At 67.0% G+C, this 17,593-nt stretch carries 15 protein-coding genes, 1 tRNA gene and 1 pseudogene; 8 read left to right on the top strand and 9 right to left on the bottom strand.

The window, feature by feature from the left end; all coding sequences use genetic code 11:
• Nucleotides 1–72 precede the first annotated feature (72 nt).
• Nucleotides 73–1,557 (top strand): NADH-quinone oxidoreductase subunit N, encoded by a 1,485-nt coding sequence (locus ACIQG9_RS06785; RefSeq protein ID WP_400398934.1) that lies wholly within the window; start codon nucleotides 73–75, stop codon nucleotides 1,555–1,557.
• Nucleotides 1,558–1,725: 168 nt separating this feature from the next.
• The gene (gene htpX, locus ACIQG9_RS06780; RefSeq protein ID WP_400398933.1) at nucleotides 1,726–2,604 is read left to right on the top strand and encodes a zinc metalloprotease HtpX; all 879 of its coding nucleotides are present in this window, start codon (nucleotides 1,726–1,728) and stop codon (nucleotides 2,602–2,604) included.
• A gap of 100 nt (nucleotides 2,605–2,704) precedes the next feature.
• Here the strand turns inward: htpX and ACIQG9_RS06775 are convergent, their stop codons facing one another.
• Together ACIQG9_RS06775 and ACIQG9_RS06770 are read right to left on the bottom strand one after the other, a co-directional pair.
• Nucleotides 2,705–3,898 (bottom strand): hypothetical protein, encoded by a 1,194-nt coding sequence (locus ACIQG9_RS06775; protein WP_400398932.1) that lies wholly within the window; start codon nucleotides 3,896–3,898, stop codon nucleotides 2,705–2,707.
• Complete coding sequence (locus ACIQG9_RS06770) at nucleotides 3,898–4,740, bottom strand: DUF6065 family protein (protein WP_400398931.1); 843 nt, start codon at nucleotides 4,738–4,740, stop codon at nucleotides 3,898–3,900. The genes ACIQG9_RS06775 and ACIQG9_RS06770 overlap by 1 nt, the downstream gene beginning before the upstream one ends.
• A gap of 195 nt (nucleotides 4,741–4,935) precedes the next feature.
• Between ACIQG9_RS06770 and ACIQG9_RS06765 the strand changes: the two genes are divergently transcribed.
• Entirely contained in the window at nucleotides 4,936–6,195 is a 1,260-nt protein-coding gene (locus ACIQG9_RS06765) for an MFS transporter (RefSeq protein WP_400398930.1), read from the top strand.
• 190 nt (nucleotides 6,196–6,385) lie between these two features.
• Here ACIQG9_RS06765 and ACIQG9_RS06760 read toward each other — a convergent pair whose 3' ends face one another.
• On the bottom strand, nucleotides 6,386–6,880 hold the full coding sequence (locus tag ACIQG9_RS06760) for a YajQ family cyclic di-GMP-binding protein (RefSeq protein WP_400398929.1): 495 nt from the start codon (nucleotides 6,878–6,880) through the stop codon (nucleotides 6,386–6,388).
• A 149-nt stretch (nucleotides 6,881–7,029) separates the two neighbouring features.
• Here ACIQG9_RS06760 and ACIQG9_RS06755 point away from each other — a divergent pair.
• A tRNA-Tyr gene (locus ACIQG9_RS06755) sits at nucleotides 7,030–7,113 on the top strand.
• A gap of 893 nt (nucleotides 7,114–8,006) precedes the next feature.
• Here ACIQG9_RS06755 and ACIQG9_RS06750 read toward each other — a convergent pair.
• The 5 genes from ACIQG9_RS06750 to ACIQG9_RS06730 form a co-directional block, all read right to left on the bottom strand.
• On the bottom strand, nucleotides 8,007–9,293 hold the full coding sequence (locus ACIQG9_RS06750; protein ID WP_400398928.1) for a hypothetical protein: 1,287 nt from the start codon (nucleotides 9,291–9,293) through the stop codon (nucleotides 8,007–8,009).
• Between the two features lie 76 nt (nucleotides 9,294–9,369).
• Nucleotides 9,370–10,467, bottom strand: a complete 1,098-nt coding sequence (locus ACIQG9_RS06745; protein WP_400398927.1) for a hypothetical protein — start codon at nucleotides 10,465–10,467, stop codon at nucleotides 9,370–9,372.
• The gene (locus ACIQG9_RS06740; RefSeq protein ID WP_400398926.1) at nucleotides 10,460–11,032 is read right to left on the bottom strand and encodes a hypothetical protein; all 573 of its coding nucleotides are present in this window, start codon (nucleotides 11,030–11,032) and stop codon (nucleotides 10,460–10,462) included. The genes ACIQG9_RS06745 and ACIQG9_RS06740 overlap by 8 nt, the downstream gene beginning before the upstream one ends.
• An 83-nt stretch (nucleotides 11,033–11,115) precedes the next feature.
• On the bottom strand, nucleotides 11,116–13,092 hold the full coding sequence (locus ACIQG9_RS06735; protein WP_400398925.1) for a hypothetical protein: 1,977 nt from the start codon (nucleotides 13,090–13,092) through the stop codon (nucleotides 11,116–11,118).
• A 709-nt stretch (nucleotides 13,093–13,801) separates the two neighbouring features.
• Nucleotides 13,802–14,224, bottom strand: a complete 423-nt coding sequence (locus tag ACIQG9_RS06730; protein ID WP_400398924.1) for a GntR family transcriptional regulator — start codon at nucleotides 14,222–14,224, stop codon at nucleotides 13,802–13,804.
• A 542-nt stretch (nucleotides 14,225–14,766) separates the two neighbouring features.
• Here ACIQG9_RS06730 and ACIQG9_RS06725 point away from each other — a divergent pair.
• The 4 genes from ACIQG9_RS06725 to ACIQG9_RS06710 all read left to right on the top strand — a co-directional run bounded on the left by ACIQG9_RS06725 (nucleotide 14,767) and on the right by ACIQG9_RS06710 (nucleotide 17,158).
• Nucleotides 14,767–15,108, top strand: a complete 342-nt coding sequence (locus ACIQG9_RS06725) for a hypothetical protein (RefSeq protein WP_400398923.1) — start codon at nucleotides 14,767–14,769, stop codon at nucleotides 15,106–15,108.
• An 85-nt stretch (nucleotides 15,109–15,193) separates the two neighbouring features.
• Nucleotides 15,194–15,439, top strand: a complete 246-nt coding sequence (locus tag ACIQG9_RS06720) for a precorrin-4 C11-methyltransferase (protein WP_400398922.1) — start codon at nucleotides 15,194–15,196, stop codon at nucleotides 15,437–15,439.
• 133 nt (nucleotides 15,440–15,572) lie between these two features.
• Nucleotides 15,573–16,394, top strand: a complete 822-nt coding sequence (locus ACIQG9_RS06715) for a GntR family transcriptional regulator (protein ID WP_400398921.1) — start codon at nucleotides 15,573–15,575, stop codon at nucleotides 16,392–16,394.
• On the top strand, nucleotides 16,391–17,158 hold the full coding sequence (locus ACIQG9_RS06710) for a glycosyltransferase family 2 protein (protein ID WP_400398920.1): 768 nt from the start codon (nucleotides 16,391–16,393) through the stop codon (nucleotides 17,156–17,158). Before ACIQG9_RS06715 ends, ACIQG9_RS06710 begins: the two co-directional genes overlap by 4 nt.
• Here the strand turns inward: ACIQG9_RS06710 and ACIQG9_RS06705 are convergent.
• Nucleotides 17,148–17,588 (bottom strand): annotated as a pseudogene (locus ACIQG9_RS06705) (hypothetical protein). The gene ACIQG9_RS06710 and the pseudogene ACIQG9_RS06705 overlap by 11 nt on opposite strands.
• Nucleotides 17,589–17,593: the final 5 nt, after the last annotated feature.

The following is a 17,593-nucleotide window of genomic DNA, read 5'->3' as shown; positions in this document are numbered from 1 at the left end:
CCCGGCAGGCGCGCGCGACGGTGCTGCGCCGGTGGAACCGGCGGCGGATTCGGGATGCGGCGAGGTGGCGGCATGAGTCTCGTGCAGAGCGTGGACAACGTGGCGTTGCTGCCGGCGTACCTGGCGGCCGGCACGGCCGTACTCGTGCTGCTGGCCGACCTGCTGCTGGCCCGGTCCGGCGCGACGGTGGCCGTGGCCGCCGTCGGCGCTGCCGCCACCGTGGCCGGCGCGGCGCTGGTGGGGGCGGGTGGCACCCGGCGGACGTTCTGCGCCGGAGTCGACTGTTCCTGGGTGTTCGACGGTCGGGCGGCCCTGGTCGCCGCCGTCTTCGCCCTGCTCACCCTCGGGGTGCTCGGGCTCTCCGGGCCGCTGCTGCGCGGCGGTCCGACGCCGGTCGGCGAGTACTGCTTCCTGCTCGCCTGCTCGATGACCGGCGGTGTGGTGCTCGGCGCGGCCGGCGACCTGATCACCCTGATCGTCGCCCTGGAGACCCTCACCCTCCCGCTGTACGTGCTGGTCGGCCTGCGCCGGGGCAGTCTGGCCAGCGCCGAGGCGGCGGTCACCTTCTTCGTGGTCAGCGTGGTCGCCACCACGGTCACCCTGCTCGGCGCGGCGCTGCTCTACGCGGCGACCGGCGGCCTGCACCTGGACCGACTCGGCGCGCTGCTGGCCGACCTGCCCGACCTGCCGCTGGTCACCGCCGCCGTCGCGCTGGTGGTGCTCGGGCTGGCCTTCAAGGTGGCGGCGGTGCCGTTCCACGCCTGGGCACCGGCCACCTACGACGGGGCGCCGCTGCCGGTGGCGGCGTACCTGTCGACGGCGTCCAAGCTGGGCGGGGTGGTGGCCCTGCTCGCCGTGGTGCAGCGGGCCCTGCCGGCGGAGGTCACCGGGCCGGTGCTCGCCCTGCTCGCCGTGCTCACCATGACCGTCGGCAACCTGGTGGCGCTGCGCCAGCGGCGGACGGTCCGGCTGCTCGCCTGGTCGTCGGTGGCGCAGGCCGGTTACATCCTGGCTCCGCTGGGCGCGCTGGCGCTGGCCGCCGGGCGGGCCGGTGAGGCCCGCGCCGGGGCGTACGCCGCCGCCGTGGCGTACGCGGTCTTCTTCGTGGTCCTGGAGTTGGCGGCCTTCGCGGCGCTGGTGGCGTTGCGCCCGGCCGGGGCGGACGGCGGCACGGTGGCCGACCTGCGCGGGGTGGCTCGGCGGCGGCCGTGGGTCGGGGCGGCCCTCGCGCTGGCCCTGGTCGGGCTGGCCGGCCTGCCACCCGGGCTGGCCGGGCTCTTCGCCAAGGTGACCGTGGTCCGGTCGCTGCTGGCCGGCGGTGCCGGCTGGCTGGCCCTGGTGGTGGCGCTCAACGCGGTGATCGGGTTGGCCTACTACCTGCGTCTCGCCGCCACCCTCTACGCCGCGCCCGACGGGGAGCCGACCGGTGACCCGGTCGGCGGCGGCGTGTCGGGCCGGGCGGCCTGGACCGTCACCGCGGCGCTGACGGTGGCGACCGCGCTGGCCGTGCTGGTCGGTTTCGCCCCTCAACTCGTGCTGGACCTCGCGGCCCGCTGAGAGTCCTGTCGGGCGGGCCGTCCGGAGTCGTCCCCGGTGTCCGGCTGGTACAGCGGGTTCACAGGTTTCTTCAGCCAACTTCCAGTCATGCGCAGGATGGTTGGCGGGTACCGGTGACGTTGTACCGGTCAGCGGGTCCCGCGTGACCCGCGCACCGAAGGAGCGATCGTGCATCACAACCGTCTGAAGACCGCCGCGCTGCTCGGCCTGTTGACCTCGCTGATCCTCGCGGTCGGCTACTGGTTCGGCGGGAGCGGCGGCCTCGTCATCGCCGTCGTCGTCTCGTTGCTGATGAACGGTGTGACCTACTTCTACTCCGACAAGCTCGCGTTGCGCTCGATGCGTGCCGAACCGGTCAGCGAGGCGCAGTTCCCCGAGCTGTACCGGATGGTCCGTGAGCTGGCGACCGAGGCGCGGCAGCCGATGCCCCGGCTGTACGTCAGCCCGACGTCGCAGCCCAACGCGTTCGCGACCGGTCGCAACCCGGCCAACGCGGCGGTCTGCGTCACCCAGGGGATCACCGAGATCCTGGACTACCGCGAGCTGCGCGGGGTGATCGGCCACGAACTGTCGCACGTCTACAACCGGGACATCCTGATCTCCAGCGTGGCGGCCGGCCTGGCCGGCATCATCACCATGCTGGTGAACCTGGCGTACTTCATCCCGCTGGGCTCCTCCGACGACGAGGACGGCCCGAACCCGGCTGTGCTGCTGCTCACCATGATCCTCGGCCCGATCGCGGCCACCGTGATCCAGTTGGCGATCAGCCGGAGCCGGGAGTTCCAAGCCGACGCCTCGGGCGCGGCGCTGACCCGGGACCCGCTGGCCCTGGCCAGCGCCCTCCGCAAGATCCACCTGGGTACCCAGGCCCGTCCGCTGCCCGCCCAGGGCCAGCTCACCAGCACCGCCCACCTGATGATCGACAACCCGTTCAAGCGGGGCGGCGGCATCGCCGCGCTCTTCTCCACCCACCCCCGGATGGAGGAGCGGGTGGCCCGGCTGGAGCGGATGGCCGCCAACAGCGGCCCGGTGCAGTTCCAGCGCTGACCCGATCGACCCCGCTGCCCGCGTCCGGTCCGGACGCGGGCAGCGCCGTCCGTGGAAGGACGCGGGCAGCGCCGTCCGTGGAACGGCCCGGCGCGGCGGGTCAGTCGGCGGCGGGCAGCCGGTCCGGGCGGGCCAGCAGCACCACGACCACCAGCACCACCCCGGCCACCAGGTACGCCACGGCCGGACCGAACAGGGCGGCGGCCGAGCCGAGCAGGAAGATCCCGCAGCCGGAGACGACGATGTTGGCGGCCACGATGGTCGCCTCCACCTGTCCCATCCGTTCCGGGGGTGCCAGCCGGGCGAAGGTGGCCTGCGCCCCGATCAGCCAGCCACCACCCGCTCCGATCACCGCGTTGGCGCCGGCCAGCGCCCACACCGGGGCGTCCACGGCGACCAGGAGGGCGGCCAGCAGCAGCGCGCCGCCCAACGCGGCGGTCACGGTGACCTGCCCGGCCACCCGGCCCAGCCAGGCCCGCCGCCCCACGACCAGGACGAAGACCGCGCCACCCAGCGCCGACGAGGCCAGCACCACCGGCCGCCAGGCCCCGCCGGCCAGGTCCGGGGCGAGGGTCTCCGGCAGCGCGCCGGAGAGCACCGTGGCCAGGGTGAGCAGGGCGACGCCGCGCAGCACCGGATGCCCGGCGATGGTCCGGATCCCGGCGGTGGCCGGCGGGCGGGGACCCCGGCGACGCTGCTGGCCCGTCGGCAGCCCGGCCAGCACCACCGCCGCGATCAGGAACGAGACCAGGTCGACCAGGAGCGCCACCCGGGGGCCGAGCGCCACCGTGACGCTGGCGCCGGCGAGCAGGCCGGTCACCTGACCGACCTGGTTGGCGAAGGCCGACAGGCCGAACAGCGGCAGCCGCAGCGGGGCGTCCACCGCCTCGGCGGCGACCGCCACGTTGACGCTGGCGTAGGCGGCCCGGACCGCGCCGAGCAGGCCGGCCGCGACGATCGCCGGCACCGGCCGGGGCACCACGAGCGGGACCGCGATCAGCACCGCGCCGGCCACCGAGAGCCAGACCAGCAGAGTACGCCGCGCCGGTACGTCCAGCCAGCCGCTGAACACGGTGGCGACCAGCAGCGCGGGCAGGGTACGGGCGGCGTAGACCGCGGCCGGGCCGAGCACCGACTGCGTCTGGTCGTACGCGAGCAGCAGCAGCGCGGCCAGCCCGACGAAGTCGCCCAGCTCGGAGATACCCCGGGCGGTGACGAGTCGGGAGGCCACCGGGTGGCGGAAGAGGGCTCGGTATCCGAGGGGCGGGGCGAGCCGTTCGTCGGCGTCGGTCATCAGTTCGGCTGGTCCACTTCCTCGACCCCGATCGGCCGGTAGCCGGCGTTCTCCCGAACCCGGCGGGCCTGTTCCCGGCGATAGCTGCTGCGGATCTCCGGGTCCTGGCGGCGGCGGCGCAACGCCACGAAGTCCCCCCAGATGTCGTCGGGCCAGGCGGCGAGCCCCTGTCCGGTGAGCAGGTCGGCCCGGCGGGCCGCGTCGAGCGTCGAGCGGTGCACCGGTTGCAGGCACATGATCGGGATGTTCCGGTAGAACCGGACCACCCGCCCCGGTTCGGTGAGCCGCAGGATGGTCGGCAGGAGCGAGGTGTACCAGTCGGTCTCCACCACCCCCTCGTAGAGCTGCACCCCGCGCTGGGCAGGCCAGTTCGGCACGCTCCGGGCGACCAGGCACCAGCCCGGTGAGGTGCGGGCCACCACGCCGGTGACCAGCTCGATGGTGTGGGCGGCCCGGGGGTCGGCGTCGATGAACGGGATGGCGCCGCCGTACCGGTCGAAGATGTCCAGGTCGGCGCGGAACCGGTCCGGGGCGGCGGCGAGCTGGGCGGCTGCGTCGGGCAGCTTGCCGTCGTACCCGCCGGCCAGGGAGCGCCAGCGGACCGGCTCGTTCTCCTCCAGCAGGCTCCACTCGGTGTCCTGGCCGTCCCAGCGCAGCGCGAAGTCGGCCGGCGGGTGGACGTACCAGCCGAGGCCGGAACCGGCGGCGACCGGTGGGCAGTGCTGCACTGCCCGGGCCGGCAGCGAGCCACGTACGCTGGGGGAGGCGGCCTCGGCGGGTCGGGCGTCGGCGTACAACGAGTAGATCTCCACCCGCAGCGGTTCGATCGTCGTGCTGGTCATCGGACCTCCGTACGGCGTCGTGGCGGGGTCTGCGGGCATGGATCCAGTTCGATCAGCAAACTACCCTCTCCTTGCCACCGTGGCAGCCCCCGGCGCGGGCGGTGATGTGAGTGACCCGACCATCCCCGGAGCGACCTGCGGCGTTAGGGTCGTAAAGGCTTTCACTCGTTACCCGTCTCCACCGGAGGTGCATCCGTGGCCGCACTGCGCCAGTACCTGGGTGTCTGGCGGATCCCCGGCGCGCCGATGCTGCTGGTCCTCGGCATCCTCGGCCGGCTCGGGATCGGCATGACCCCGCTGGCGCTGCTGCTGGTGGTGGAACAGGTGACCGGGCGGTACTCCCTCGCCGCCGTCGCCGGCGGCATCTACGCCCTCTCCGGCGCCGCGCTCAGCCCCGTCGCCGGCCGGATCGCCGACCGGCTCGGCCCCACCCCGGTGCTGCTGGTCACCGCCGTGGCCCACCCCCTCGCCCTGACCGGGCTGCTCTGGGCCAGCCGGGGATCAGACGGCGACCTGGCGCTGATCTACCTCACCGCCGGTGTCGCCGGGGCCACCTACCCGCCGTCGAGCGCGGCGATCCGGGGCGCCTGGAACGACCTGACCGCCCCGGCGACCGGCCGGTACCACCTGCGCAACACCGCACTGGCCGCCGAGACGTCCCTCTTCGAGGTCGTCTTCGTCATCGGCCCGCTGCTGGTGGCCGGCTTCGTACTGGCCGCCGACGCCGCCGCCGCACTGGTCGGCTCGGCCGTGGTGACCCTGGTCGGCACCGGCGGGGTGGCGCTCGGCCGGGTGATGCGCGGCTGGCGACCACACGCGAGCGAGCACCACGCGCGCGGGCTCGGCCCGCTCCGGCTGGGCGGGTTCCCGGCCCTGCTGGTCTGCGTGGCCAGCCTCGGTATCGCCTTCGGCGCCGCCGGGGTCATCGTGCCGGCGTTCGCCGGCAACCAGGCCACCGACGACCCGGAGAGCCTGGCCGGGCTGCTGCTCGCCGTCTGGGGGATGGGCAGCGCCGTCGGGGGGATCTGGTTCGGCGTACGCCGGCCGGCGGCGAACATGACCCGCCAGTTCGCCGGCCTGCTCGCCGCGATGGCCGGCACCCTCGCGGTCTTCGCGGTGATGCCGGGTCCCCTGTCGCTCGGCGTCGCGCTGGTGATCGGCGGGGCCACCATCGCCCCCGCGCTCACCCTGGAGAACACCCTGGTCGGGCGGATCATCCCGGGCAGCATGCTGAACGAGGCGTACACCTGGGTGGTGACCATGTCGGTGGCGGCCAGCGCCGCCGGCGGCGCGGTCGCCGGGCTGATCGTCGACCAACCCGGCGGCGTGCCCCTGGCGTTCCTCTTCGCCGCCGCGTCGGTCACCGTCGGGGCCGGTGTCGCCGTGCTGCCCGGCGGGCCGATCGCCCGGGCGGAGGCCGCCGCCGTGCGCGCCGAGCAGCCGGTCACCGTCTGATCCCGGTACGCGCAACGGGCGGCCGTCCCGTCCAGGACGACCGCCCGACCGCGTGGAACCGGCCTACCGGGGTAACCGACGGCGCATGTTCGTCTTCTTCTCGAACCGGATCGGCTGCCTCGGCTCGATCCTGGTCAGCGCGATCCTGACCGGGCTGCTGCTGTTGATCTTCGCGCGTTGACCGACCCGCTCAGCGGTAGTTGGTGAACTGGAGGGCCACTCCGAAGTCCTCGCCCTTGAGCAGGGTGATGACGGCCTGAAGGTCGTCCTTCTTCTTGCCGGTGACCCGGAGTTGGTCGCCCTGGATCTGCGCCTGCACGCCCTTCGGGCCCTCCTCGCGGATCTTCTTGCCGATCGCCTTGGCCTTCTCCGAGTCGATGCCCTGGATCACCTTGGCGTCGATCTTGAACACCTTGCCCGACGAGCGTGGGTCACCGGCGTCCAGCGACTTGAGCGAGATGTTCCGCTTGACCAGCTTCTCCTTGAAGACGTCGAGGGCGGCGCTGACCCGCTCCTCGGTCTCCGCCTGAAGGCTGATCGCCTCCTCGCCCGACCAGGAGATCTCGGCGCCGGTGCCGCGGAAGTCGAACCGCTGCGCGAGCTCCTTCTCCGCCTGGCGGAGGGCGTTGTCGACCTCCTGCCGGTCGACCTTGCTCACGATGTCGAACGACGGGTTCGCTGCCATGCTGATGCTCCTGCTGTCCGGCGGTCTGTCAGGTCCCGTCGTGGGGCTGACCAGCCCCACGACCCCCTGACGGTACCCGGTTGCGTCGGCCCCGGGGGTGACCGCTATCCTTGCTTCCGCCGCCGCGTTACGACGCGGTGGTACGCCCTGGCGGGTTGCCCGAGCGGCCAATGGGAGCGGACTGTAAATCCGTCGCGAAAGCTACAGAGGTTCGAATCCTCTACCCGCCACCAGGTGCGGTTCCGGCCCCTGACCAGCAGAGATGCTGATCGGGGGCCGTTGTCGTTTGTCTGGTCGAGTCTGGCTGGGTCCAGCCGTTGACGACTGGTTGTGGGCAGATGGTGGGCAGGTCGATCTTGCCTCTCAGGGCTGCTCTGGGCCGCGAACGCTCGTGCTCCGGGGAGTTTGCCGGCTCAGTGCGAACCGCGCCTGGAGCGACCCGTTGAGGCTGCCGGGGGGCTTACCTGGCTGCGAAGGTAGGCCGGGGGCAAGCCAGTCCTGGGGTTGGACTGGCGCGGCAGTCGGAAGCCCTGGCCCTCGATTAGGTCGACCTGCCGGCTTCCGTGCCGCCTGGCCGTGGTCGTACTGCGTCTGGATCAGTGGAGTTCGGGGCGGCGGTCCGGCGGCTGTCGGTGGCTCTCCGCCCCGGCGCCGGAGGCGGCCGGGGCGGCTTGCCGCCGGTCGGCTCACCGCCCGCGCCGCGCGGAGCGCGGCGCCTTGATCCAGAACAGAAGAAATCGGCAGCAGCGTGGGGACGGCTCACAGGTGAAACGGCGCACGGAAGCGAGACATCTCGCTTCACAAGCTTTGCGCGTCGCGCCCGCACAGGCCTGGCAAACGGCTGCACGCTCAGGGCTTCGTCTGTGCCGGCCCTTGTCAGTGCGCTGTCCCCAGGCGATTGCTGTCGGCGTTCCCGTCGTCAGCCGTTTCGCCAGGCACGCTTTCCAAGCACCACAGGCTCCACCCCACGGCTGACACTAATGCCGACAGCTGTCAGACGTGCCAACTCGCCCCCTTGCCGCCAGGCAAGGTGCATTGGATCTCCCGGACATGTCCCCGTCGGCTGTGGCCCTACTGCGGCTGAAGGGCATGCTCCTCTGACCCTCCGGCTCTAGAGCAGGTGGCGTCACGCGGGACGGAGGCAAACCACGCTTTCTCTCGCGTGTCCCAAGTCATCTGTTCGCCGTCGAAGCTCTCTCGCTACACGAATCTCCTCCACCTGCCAGCCAACTAGTTCAGCCAACGCGGCGAGGAGAATATCTGAAGCAATTACCAAACGGCTGTTACCGGTGCCGTGTACCGAGTTGCCGACAACAAAGACGAGGCGTGACTCGGCGTGCACAAGTTTCCGAAGTGACCGAAAAACGCGCAGCATGTCGTCAGCATATCCAGCAATAAGCTGGCGCCGTCCTCGTTCGTAGCGATCTGACGGCACGGCATCCAGCAGCGGGTCAATCAGCTCCTGAACTTCGTTCGCGATATCAAGTGACCGAAAGGCATATTCGTCCGGAAAATAGAGACTTGTATGGCTGCGAACAGTGGCGAGCCTCTGCGATTTCATTGCCTGAACGTCATCGAAACAACCGAGCGTCCACGCTTCCGTCTTATAGACCTCGGTGTAATCGATGTTATTTGGGTACGGAGGTGAGAAGACGATCCAGTCGTAGGCAGGACCAGAAGCGTACCGATCCGATTCCCGAGCGTCGCCCTCCAGCACCGTCACAGAAGACAAATCTTCGGTATTACCGGCGGACTTCAGGTCTTCGAGGCATCGGTCGAGTGTGGCCGAAAATGCCTCGATTGGCGAGACCGGGCGGCGTTCGGGGGTGTATCTGAGCGCGCGACCGTCTCGCCGCAGCCGACCGGACGGCTCTACGGCGGATGCAACACACGTCTGAAGCACTAGTCGGGCATCTCGGTCTTCCACCGAACGCACCGCCTGGCTGAGTGCTAACAAAGAACGCCTATGAGATGGCGGATAGTACGACCTGTTGTTCAGCGTTACCGAGGCCGTTGAAATCCTTCGCCTGCTCCCCATCATTGCGGCGTGCTTTTCAAGCACCGAAGGCAGCTCATCCTCAATAGCCCTCGCGACCTTTGCGCCGCCCAGTAGGCCGGCTGCCTTTCCCTCCGAAACGATACGAAGAACGGGATTGCGCTCAATCAAGGTGACGTGCGATTCAAGCTTTCGCCCGATTGCAAGGTTAGTGGCACTAATGGCCGTCGTGCCACTACCGGAAAAGGGGTCGAGAACCCTCAAGGGGCCGGACGACTGATCTCCAGAATCCTTAATGAGCCGCTCAAATAAGCCGAAGGAGTAAGCCTCCTTCATCCTAAACCAGCGATGGAAAGGTTCATCGTTATTTCCCGCCGGCACGACTAGACGCCCGTAGTCCGAACTACGGTCGAACACGTCCCACTTCCGCTCTAGCGAGCGGTAATGCTTCGCGACTACTTCGGCTGGGTTAGACAAGTTATTCCTCGCGGACTCATGAACCGGTGTTGGACAGAGCGACAGTTGCTTTATACCTACGGTAATTCTCGGACGAGGAGAACAGGTGCCAACACTTGACTCGCACATCGAGTCGTTCTGCTAACTCTTGTACATGCTGAAAGCAATCCTGGCCCGACGGAGTGGATCGCATATCAAAGCAGCAAAGGGCTGCCAATCGCGCACCATTGCCTCTTCGGTATTCAGAAGCCTGTAGCACGCCTTTCTCAACCCAATCCTTGTTGTACGAATCAGGAACCGACGCGCCTGACGAATTTTTTCCTCGGAGCACCTTCAACTCAAGGACGGCGTGCAAGGTTTGCTGGGCCCTATCGTTAAGGGAGGGTTCCTTGATCAGAATGTCGAGCCTGCCCTCAGGTTGAACCTGCTCCGCCTCAATGAAGCATCCGATGAAATGGCCACTAAGGCCGCTGCGGATTACAACCGAAACCTTGTCCTCTGCGTTCTTTACCGCCCATCCGCGAGTACTGTCGCCTTCCCAGAGCTTGCCACCGTTGCCCTGGACGTCCGGGGTGCATAGCTGCTGTTCGTAGACCCGGTCGATGACCTCGAACACGTCGTTAACCGAGACGTGCGCGACGTCAATCCGCACGAGTCTACATTGACCCGGACTGCCGAGCCCTTTCGGGTAGTACCGAGCTTCGGGTTCTGGTGTGCGGGTATCCAGAATTACAGCCGGAATCTCTCCTACGCCCAGTTCCTTCACCACCAGATTGAAGAGGCTTGCGTCATTATCCGACTGCACCTCGATAGCCGTGCCACAGTTGACAACCTTATTCAGGAACCAGAGCCGCCCAGATACAGGGTCTAGGCCGTTGTCCAGCATCGGGAAAAACTGGCCCTTGTCGGCGCTCGAAACGTCTAACGGCTCAGGGTGCAAGAAGAAGACAGCCGGGCGTCTCGGTGATTGGTTCAGCTCTCCTCGCACCAGTCGTTTCCGAATCAGGGTGGCTACACCGCCCAGAAAGCGAATCTCGTCCGAGAGGTCATCGTTCAGTCCTACGCCAAGGAACTGCTGTAACGTGTCCAGCAATGCCTCGGGACTCCATGCGTCGCCCCCCCAACTGTCAATCACTCTTCCCCCTGAGCAACGAGTAGAGATGGCGGACGTATAGGTGAGTGAGTTCGGCTTCCGTGAGTCGGTGATTCTGGCCTACGAGTTCCGCGAACTTCTTCGTCACCTGACTCGTCCTTGTGATCTCCTCGCTATTGTCGAGATCGACAATCCCTCCGAAATCTATATTCGGGTCACTGTAGGTTGCATCTGCTTGCGCAGCGACGGAAAGACCGGGAATGCCCAATCCCGCAAGCGCCAGCACAACTTCCTGGACAAAGGCTAGCTCGCGCCTATACTCGAGATCCCGATTCATTGCATCGACAATACGTCGGCCAAGGACCGCATTCAGTTCGTAGTCGGCATCTAACGACCAAGAACCGTCGATGGGTACGTGACGGACATTTCCTGCCAGAAAGACCGCTCGCCCGACCAATTCATCGATCGCCGCCTGCAACTCCGGGCTAACTGGAACGTGCTTCTTCTTTAGCACCTGCCCTTCAACCAGGGGAATTTCCCATATTGGCGCTAAAGCGTCGGTGAAGTAGGCGATGGTATGTACGGCCGATACTGGAACCGGCGTCATGCCGGCATTGCGACACGCGTACATGATCGCGACTAGTCGAAGGTGAGACCGAATACGTTGAACTTCAGAGGCCTGTAACTGAATCATTGGCTCCGACCTTCGAAGACCCGGACTAGTGCGTCGTTGTATTCGCTCCTGAGCTCGCGAACGGCGGCGGTAGGATAGGCAATCTGAAAGAGATCAACGACTCTGGAGTCATCTTGTTCGTTGACACCTGCAAGCCGAAGCAGGGTCGGGATTAGCTCACCGTCGACGAGATTCGACGTGATGACCAAGCGGTTACCAGCGTCTGGATTGCCGAACCTCATCAAGACTTGAGCCGCTCTTGGGGCAAACACAGCGTCCAGGGACGATTCGGGAGCGTCCACCACCAAAGATCCACGGCCTCCGACACCCGCAACTCTCATCAGGGCCATACGGAACGCGAGATCGATGAACTCCCGCTGGCTCTCTGAAACCTCTCCCGCGCCTGTTCGCCGCACCAATAGTCCCGAGTCGCTTGCGGACATATCGACCGCAAAGGTGCCGAAGTCGATTGTGTCGCCAGACTGGCCGACTTTCGTCTTGCGGCTTTGCCAAATCAGGTCACAGGTCCCCAGCAAGAAGTCCTTCGCGTAGGCCTTGAAAGTGTCCTTTACCTGCTCCCGGAACGAAAAAATCGTCTGCTTTTTTTGTTCGACAAAAGCTTTGAACGTGTGCTGGGCTACGGCCAACTCCGCACGGCGCACCTCAAGGGACGCCGATAAGGCGTTGTACTCCTTCCTCCGTTCGTGTACCTGTTGGCTGCCAGCGGGTAGCTGCTTGACGAGGTGGTTAAGCTCGGCACTTCGGTTCGCTATTGCAGATTCCAGCTGGGCCAGCTGGGCGACTGCCGATCGGTAAGTCGCCTCCGCCTCGCTACGACGTTTGGTTGCCTCTTCGAGCCTGTCCTCACGCGCACGAAGAGCATGATTCAGCTCCTCCAGATTCACGTCAGGTGCCAACGAGTCGGGGCGCTCAATTGCGGAATCGCAGACAATGCACCTGTGCTCGTCGACTCTTCGCCAGAGAAGTTCCGCTGCTTCAGGTGCATCGTTCCCACATGCTAGGCAAGTTTGTGAGGCTAGGAGGTATCCAAGGATATAACCAGCACTCTCGCTTTTCGATGGAAAAGCAGCCTCTAGGTCGATAAGCCGGCGGTGTTCAATTTCTCGGTAGATTGCTTCCCGGTCTTCGGCCGCACGCAGAGCCTCAAGCCTCGCGCCCTGGCGCTCCGCCTCGATGTCGAGCAGCATCTCTTGAACGCGCTCGAAATCGGCTTGGTCTCTGTCCTGTTGCAATCCCAGATCGTTGATCCGGGCCTCCACCTCAGGGCGGATTAATGTCGTTTGCTCGGCACGAGATATCGAGGCTTCCTCGCGATGGAGCAGGGCCGATATGTTTCGGACATGGCTGTCAATGCGAAGAGCATCCGCTTCGAGATTTGTCCACTTGGCCGATTCGTTCGGTGGAAGGAATAGCAATCGGAGGATCTGATGCTGCGCGCTAGCGTCCCAGACCAGTGATCGCCGATCCTCAAAGTAGAACGTCAGGTACCGAAGAACCAGGATCCAGTCGGGGAAGCTGGTAAGTCCGGTAGCGTCCAAAAGCGCATCGTGATAGGCGTCCTCGTTCAGCATTCGCGGTTGGCCGTCGACTTGTAGTTCGGTAAGGGCCAGCGTCCTCAAGCTCCGGCCCACGACAAGCGTCGTCTCTCCGACACGAAAGCGCAGGCGGGCTGTAGCATGCGCCGCTGAATCGTTCACACGAGACGCGAAGGCCCGGCGGTCCGAGGTGCTGATTGAACCCATCTTGAACTGGCGATTGCCCAACGCGCCCGGCGTCAGCCCTTGGATGTCATTAGGGCCGGTGCACATCCTGTACAAGAGCAGCACGAGAGTGCTTTTTCCGAGTCCGTTTGCGCCCAGAACCAGGGTCAACCCTGACTCGAAGTCGGCTTTGAGCCCAGGAGTATCTTGTGTACCGGGGTATAGACCGTAGCCATCGACCTTCAGATGCTCGAAGAGCGGAAAGCGAATCACCTTGGCCTCGGCATGGCGCTGGGCGTCCGGGCAGATACCTCAATGTCCACTGTGCCCTCCACTAGGATTGCATCCGGTTTGAGCACCTTACTGGACGTGTGGCCGGATTGCTCTCGGTCGTTAGGGTTCTGTTGGACGACGGTTTGACGATGTCAGGTCCTTACGCTGCCCCGCGATCCAACCTCGACCGCTCATGCGGCACCCTGTCACCCCGTCTGCCCTCGACCTGCCTTCATGGGGCCCGGACCGCCACGTCAAGCGGACCTTGACGCAGGTTCGGACGCTGGTGGGCCGGGCGGGCTACTCGGCCGCGCCTGGGTGGATGGCAGATGCGATGCCCTTGCCGCAACCACCCACGAACCGCTACTCGCTGACGGAGCCCTTGCCATCCTGGAGCCTGATTGTTCCCGCCGAAGGCGCCCTAACCTCAGCCAAGCGACTGCCTCCAGTTCGCCGGCGCGGCCGGCCTGCGCTCCCTTGCGCCGGCCGAGCTCGTGGCCGCGGGGCCGGGCCGGCTGCCGACCAACCGCACCCCGGTCAATGCTCCTGTCGTTTTGCGGAGGCCCTGGGTTTCCCGCTTCCACGCCAGCCGCCGGGCATCAGGCATGACGGCCGCCGAGCGACAGCGGCAGCGGCCGGTGTGCGCCTAGGCGGCGGCGCGTGCGGCGTCAATGGCCGCCATGAGGAGGTATCGGAGGCACGAACTGCTCTACTGCTCTGTCTGAAGCAGTCGGTAGGTTCTGACGACTGTTCCGACGACTCCGTTTGTCCGAGTGAGGCTCTGTTGTTCCACCAGGGCCGCGCCTACCTCGACAGCGAATAGGGCTGCAAGCCCTGCGTCAGCAGCAACCTGGCGCTGTTGCGTTTCCGTCTCGGAACCCTCGGCTAGTCCGCGCTCACGTGGGCGAGGGGTTGCGTAGGTGCCGCGGCCATGTTCAGTGGTCACCAAGCCTGCCTCGCGTAACGCGGCTATCGCCTGCCGAACAGTGCCTCGCGCTGCACGGAATTCGGCGGTGAGCGCGCTCTCGGTCGGCAAGAGGGCTCCGGGCGGGATGACGCCGCTCTCGATGCGTTCTCTCAACTCTTCGGCGATGACGCGGAAGCGGGGCTGTCCGTAGTGCGGGGTGGGCACCTGCTCACCGTACCTGGCACTTGTCTTACCAAGTGCCAACCAAGTGACCTGTTTCGACGTCTAGACAACTCGTTTACTTGTAGATACGTTTCCTGGTGTGCGGCTGGGGTGACGGCTCGTGTCAGGGGTGCTCTCGCGTCGGCCCTGGTCGCACCTGATGCGCGGCGTCCTGTCGGACCGGTTGCGGTAGCAGCGCGTACAAGTTGGCTCGGCGATACCCGACCCGTCCGGCGTCGGACGGTGCGCCGTGCCTTCATCCGGGCCGGTGGCCGGCCGCATTCCCCCGTGGCTGGCCACCGGTCCCCGTCTACCTGTGGAGGTGCGATGTCCGGCTCTCATCGTCGGCACCGTTGGTTCTCGTCCTGGTGGTCCCGGAAGCGTCCGCCGACCCGGGCCGCCAACAGCCACGTTCCGCCGGGTCCACGTCCGGCGTCCGTCCCGCCGTCGCCGTGGTGGTCGGTGGGGCCGACGCGGCAACTGCCCGTGCTGCGAAACGCGCCGTTGATGACCCTCGGGCAGATCTATCGGGGCAACGGTGGGCGGTGGCCGCGGTGACGGGTACGAGCAAGCCGGCCAGCGTCACGAGCCACCCGGACTGGTGCGCCCCGGATCGTTGCGGCCACCTGGTGCCGCCGCTGATGACGCACATGGCACGCCGCCATCGCGGCCCGATGTACCGGTTCGGCGAAACCCGGGCGAGCGGCGTGGTCGTCACGTACCTCATCGGCGCGGACGCCCGGGCGCCGTTGGTTGCGGTGCACGCGACGTGTCGGGCCGGGAACGCCTGGGCTGAGTTGTCGCTGACACAGGCTGCTCAACTGGTCGAGCGACTTCGAGGTCTGCTTGACCAGGCTGGCGGCCATGCGGGGAGCGACGATGACTGAGCGCCAGAGGGCGGCTAAGAGCAGGTCGTCGACGGGGCCTGGCCCGTGCCCGACGTGGTGCCGGGGCTGCGGGCCGAACGATCCGATGCACTGCGGCTTGATCGCCACCATCGGGCGGGAGCGCACCGGCTGCATCAGCGTCCAACTGCTGCACGACCGGTTCGTGCGCCGCGACCTGGCCGTGAAGCTCGACACCGCCCGCGACGGCGCTACTCAATCGATCCTGCTCTCCCGGACCCAGTTGGACCGGCTCATCTACGAGCTGACCTACGCCCGGCTGCTGATGATGACCAAGGGCCAGCCTCTGGGGGGCCACGATGAGCACCACTGACCGACGGCTCACCAGCCAGCGGCCCTCGCTGAGCAGGCAGCAGACGAGGCGGCCCGCGGCGGCCATCACCCCGGTGCCCGAGCGGCCCGCTGGGGGGACCACCTGGCAGACGTTGGAACGTCTAGGGGGTACGGTGACCGGTGTGCATGGCCGGGACTGGCGCCCTCGTTACCTGCAACTCGCGGAGGAGTTGCGGGCGAAGATCATGAGCGGGGAGCTGGCCCCCGGCACGCTGATGCCGAGCGAGACGGAGTTGGCCGAGTCGTCCGGCCTGTCCCGCACCAGCGTGCGCAACGCGATCCGGCAGCTTCGGGAATGGGGCCTGGTCCGCGCGGAGCAGGGGCGCGGCACCTACGTGCGGGCACCCCGCCAGCGGGTACGCCGTCGCAACGCCGAGCGGTACCAGTGGGAGAAGGACCGGGTCCTGCTCGACGAGACTGACCGGTTGAAGACCGGCGCCATCGAGCACGACACCGGCCTGACCGTCGATGACCTCAAGTTCCACGCCGAGTACGCCCGCGTGGAAGCGGATGCGGAGATGGCGACGGCGCTGCGGATCGATCCGGGTACGCCGCTGCTGCGCCGGGTCTACTGGACGTCCTCCCGGCACGAGAACGCGCCGCTGACCATGTCGTACTCGTATCTGCCCTACGAGCTGGTGACCGCGAACCCGGACCTGCTCGACGCGGGCAAGGAGCCCTGGCCCGGGGGCACGCAGCATCAGCTCCACACGCTCGGCATCGAGCTGGACCGGATCGAGGACGAGATCCGCGCCCGTCCGCCGTCGCCGGACGAGGCCGAGCTGTTGGACATCGACCCAGGCGTCTCCGTGCTCACCGTGCGGAAGACCTCGATCGACACCACCGGCCGCGTCGTCGAGGTCGCCGACGTGGTGATGCCGGGTGACCGGACCGAGCTTGTCTACTCCCACAAACTGCAACGGTGGAAAACGTGACGCAGATCGTCTCGGTCATCACGCCGGTTCACCCGCCCAGCATCCCGTATCTGGCGGACACGTACGCGTCGCTGGTCAAGCAGGAGATGCCGGCCGGGTGGGACTGGCAGTGGCTCGTCCAGGAGGACGGGCAGACCGGCGCCCTAGTCGACGCCCTGCCCGACGATTGCCGGATCAGTATCGGCTCCGGCCGTGCCGGCGGGCCGGGTGTTGCCCGGACCCTCGCTCTTTCCCGGGTTACCGGGGAACTCATCAAGGTCCTGGACGCTGACGACCAGTTGACCCCCGGTGCTCTCGCTCGGGACATTGCCGCATTCGACGCGCACCCGCAGATCGGCTGGACCACCTCGCGGGTGCTCGACCTGCTGCCCGACGGGTCGACCGCCGGATGGGACAAGGACCCGGCTGGCGGCGTCATCGCCCGCAGTGCCGTCCTGTCGTTCTGGCGGGCGAACGACTACCGGGCATCCGTGCACCCGGCGACGCTGTGCCTGCGGCGGGATCTCGTCTTCGCCCTGGGCGGCTGGATGGCCCTGCCCGCCTCCGAGGACACCGGCCTGCTGCTCGCCGCCAACGCGGTCAGCGAGGGCTATTTCACCCGCGAGTACGGCCTGCTCTACCGGAAGTGGCCCGGTCAGGTCACCGGCCAGGCCGCCCACCGGGAACCGGCCGAGTACCAGGCACGGATGAGGATCATCGAGGCCAGAGCCAACGCCCTGGCCTCGACGGTCCCGCACGGCTTCGCCGAAGGCGTTACGGCGTAGCCTCGTGCCCCGGCATCCCGTGGGTACGCCGTCGCTGTTTCATCTCGGCCTCGTAGATGTGCCGCCGGCCGCCGGCTAGCCTCTCCCTGGCGTACCGCTCGATCTCCTGGAACGCCGCGTAGTAGCCGTCATCGAACTCCTCTACAATTTAGAAGGTCCAGCGGCCTGGTAGGACGTTTCGCCCCAACAACTCGCGATCGACTCGTTCAGCTATGTCCTTATATCCGGCGCCGCGCAGTAGCTTTACCACTCGATCGAGGGTTAGATCTGCCCCTCCGACCAGCTGATGGGCTGAGTAGATGTGTCCCCGTACACGATGGATAGTCTCAAGGGCTTTACTCAGTTCGCCTAGTGCCTCAACCACTCGATAGTCCAACCCTTCCGGGCGCGCGTGACTCGCATCCAGAGTCGGTGGTTCATCCTTGACCATGCCTC

Source organism: Micromonospora sp. NPDC092111 (genome assembly GCF_044755745.1).
Classification (GTDB): Bacteria; Actinomycetota; Actinomycetes; order Mycobacteriales; family Micromonosporaceae; genus Micromonospora.
The sequence above is the reverse complement of the archived record's forward strand: the minus strand, read 5'-3'. Positions and strand labels throughout refer to the sequence as shown.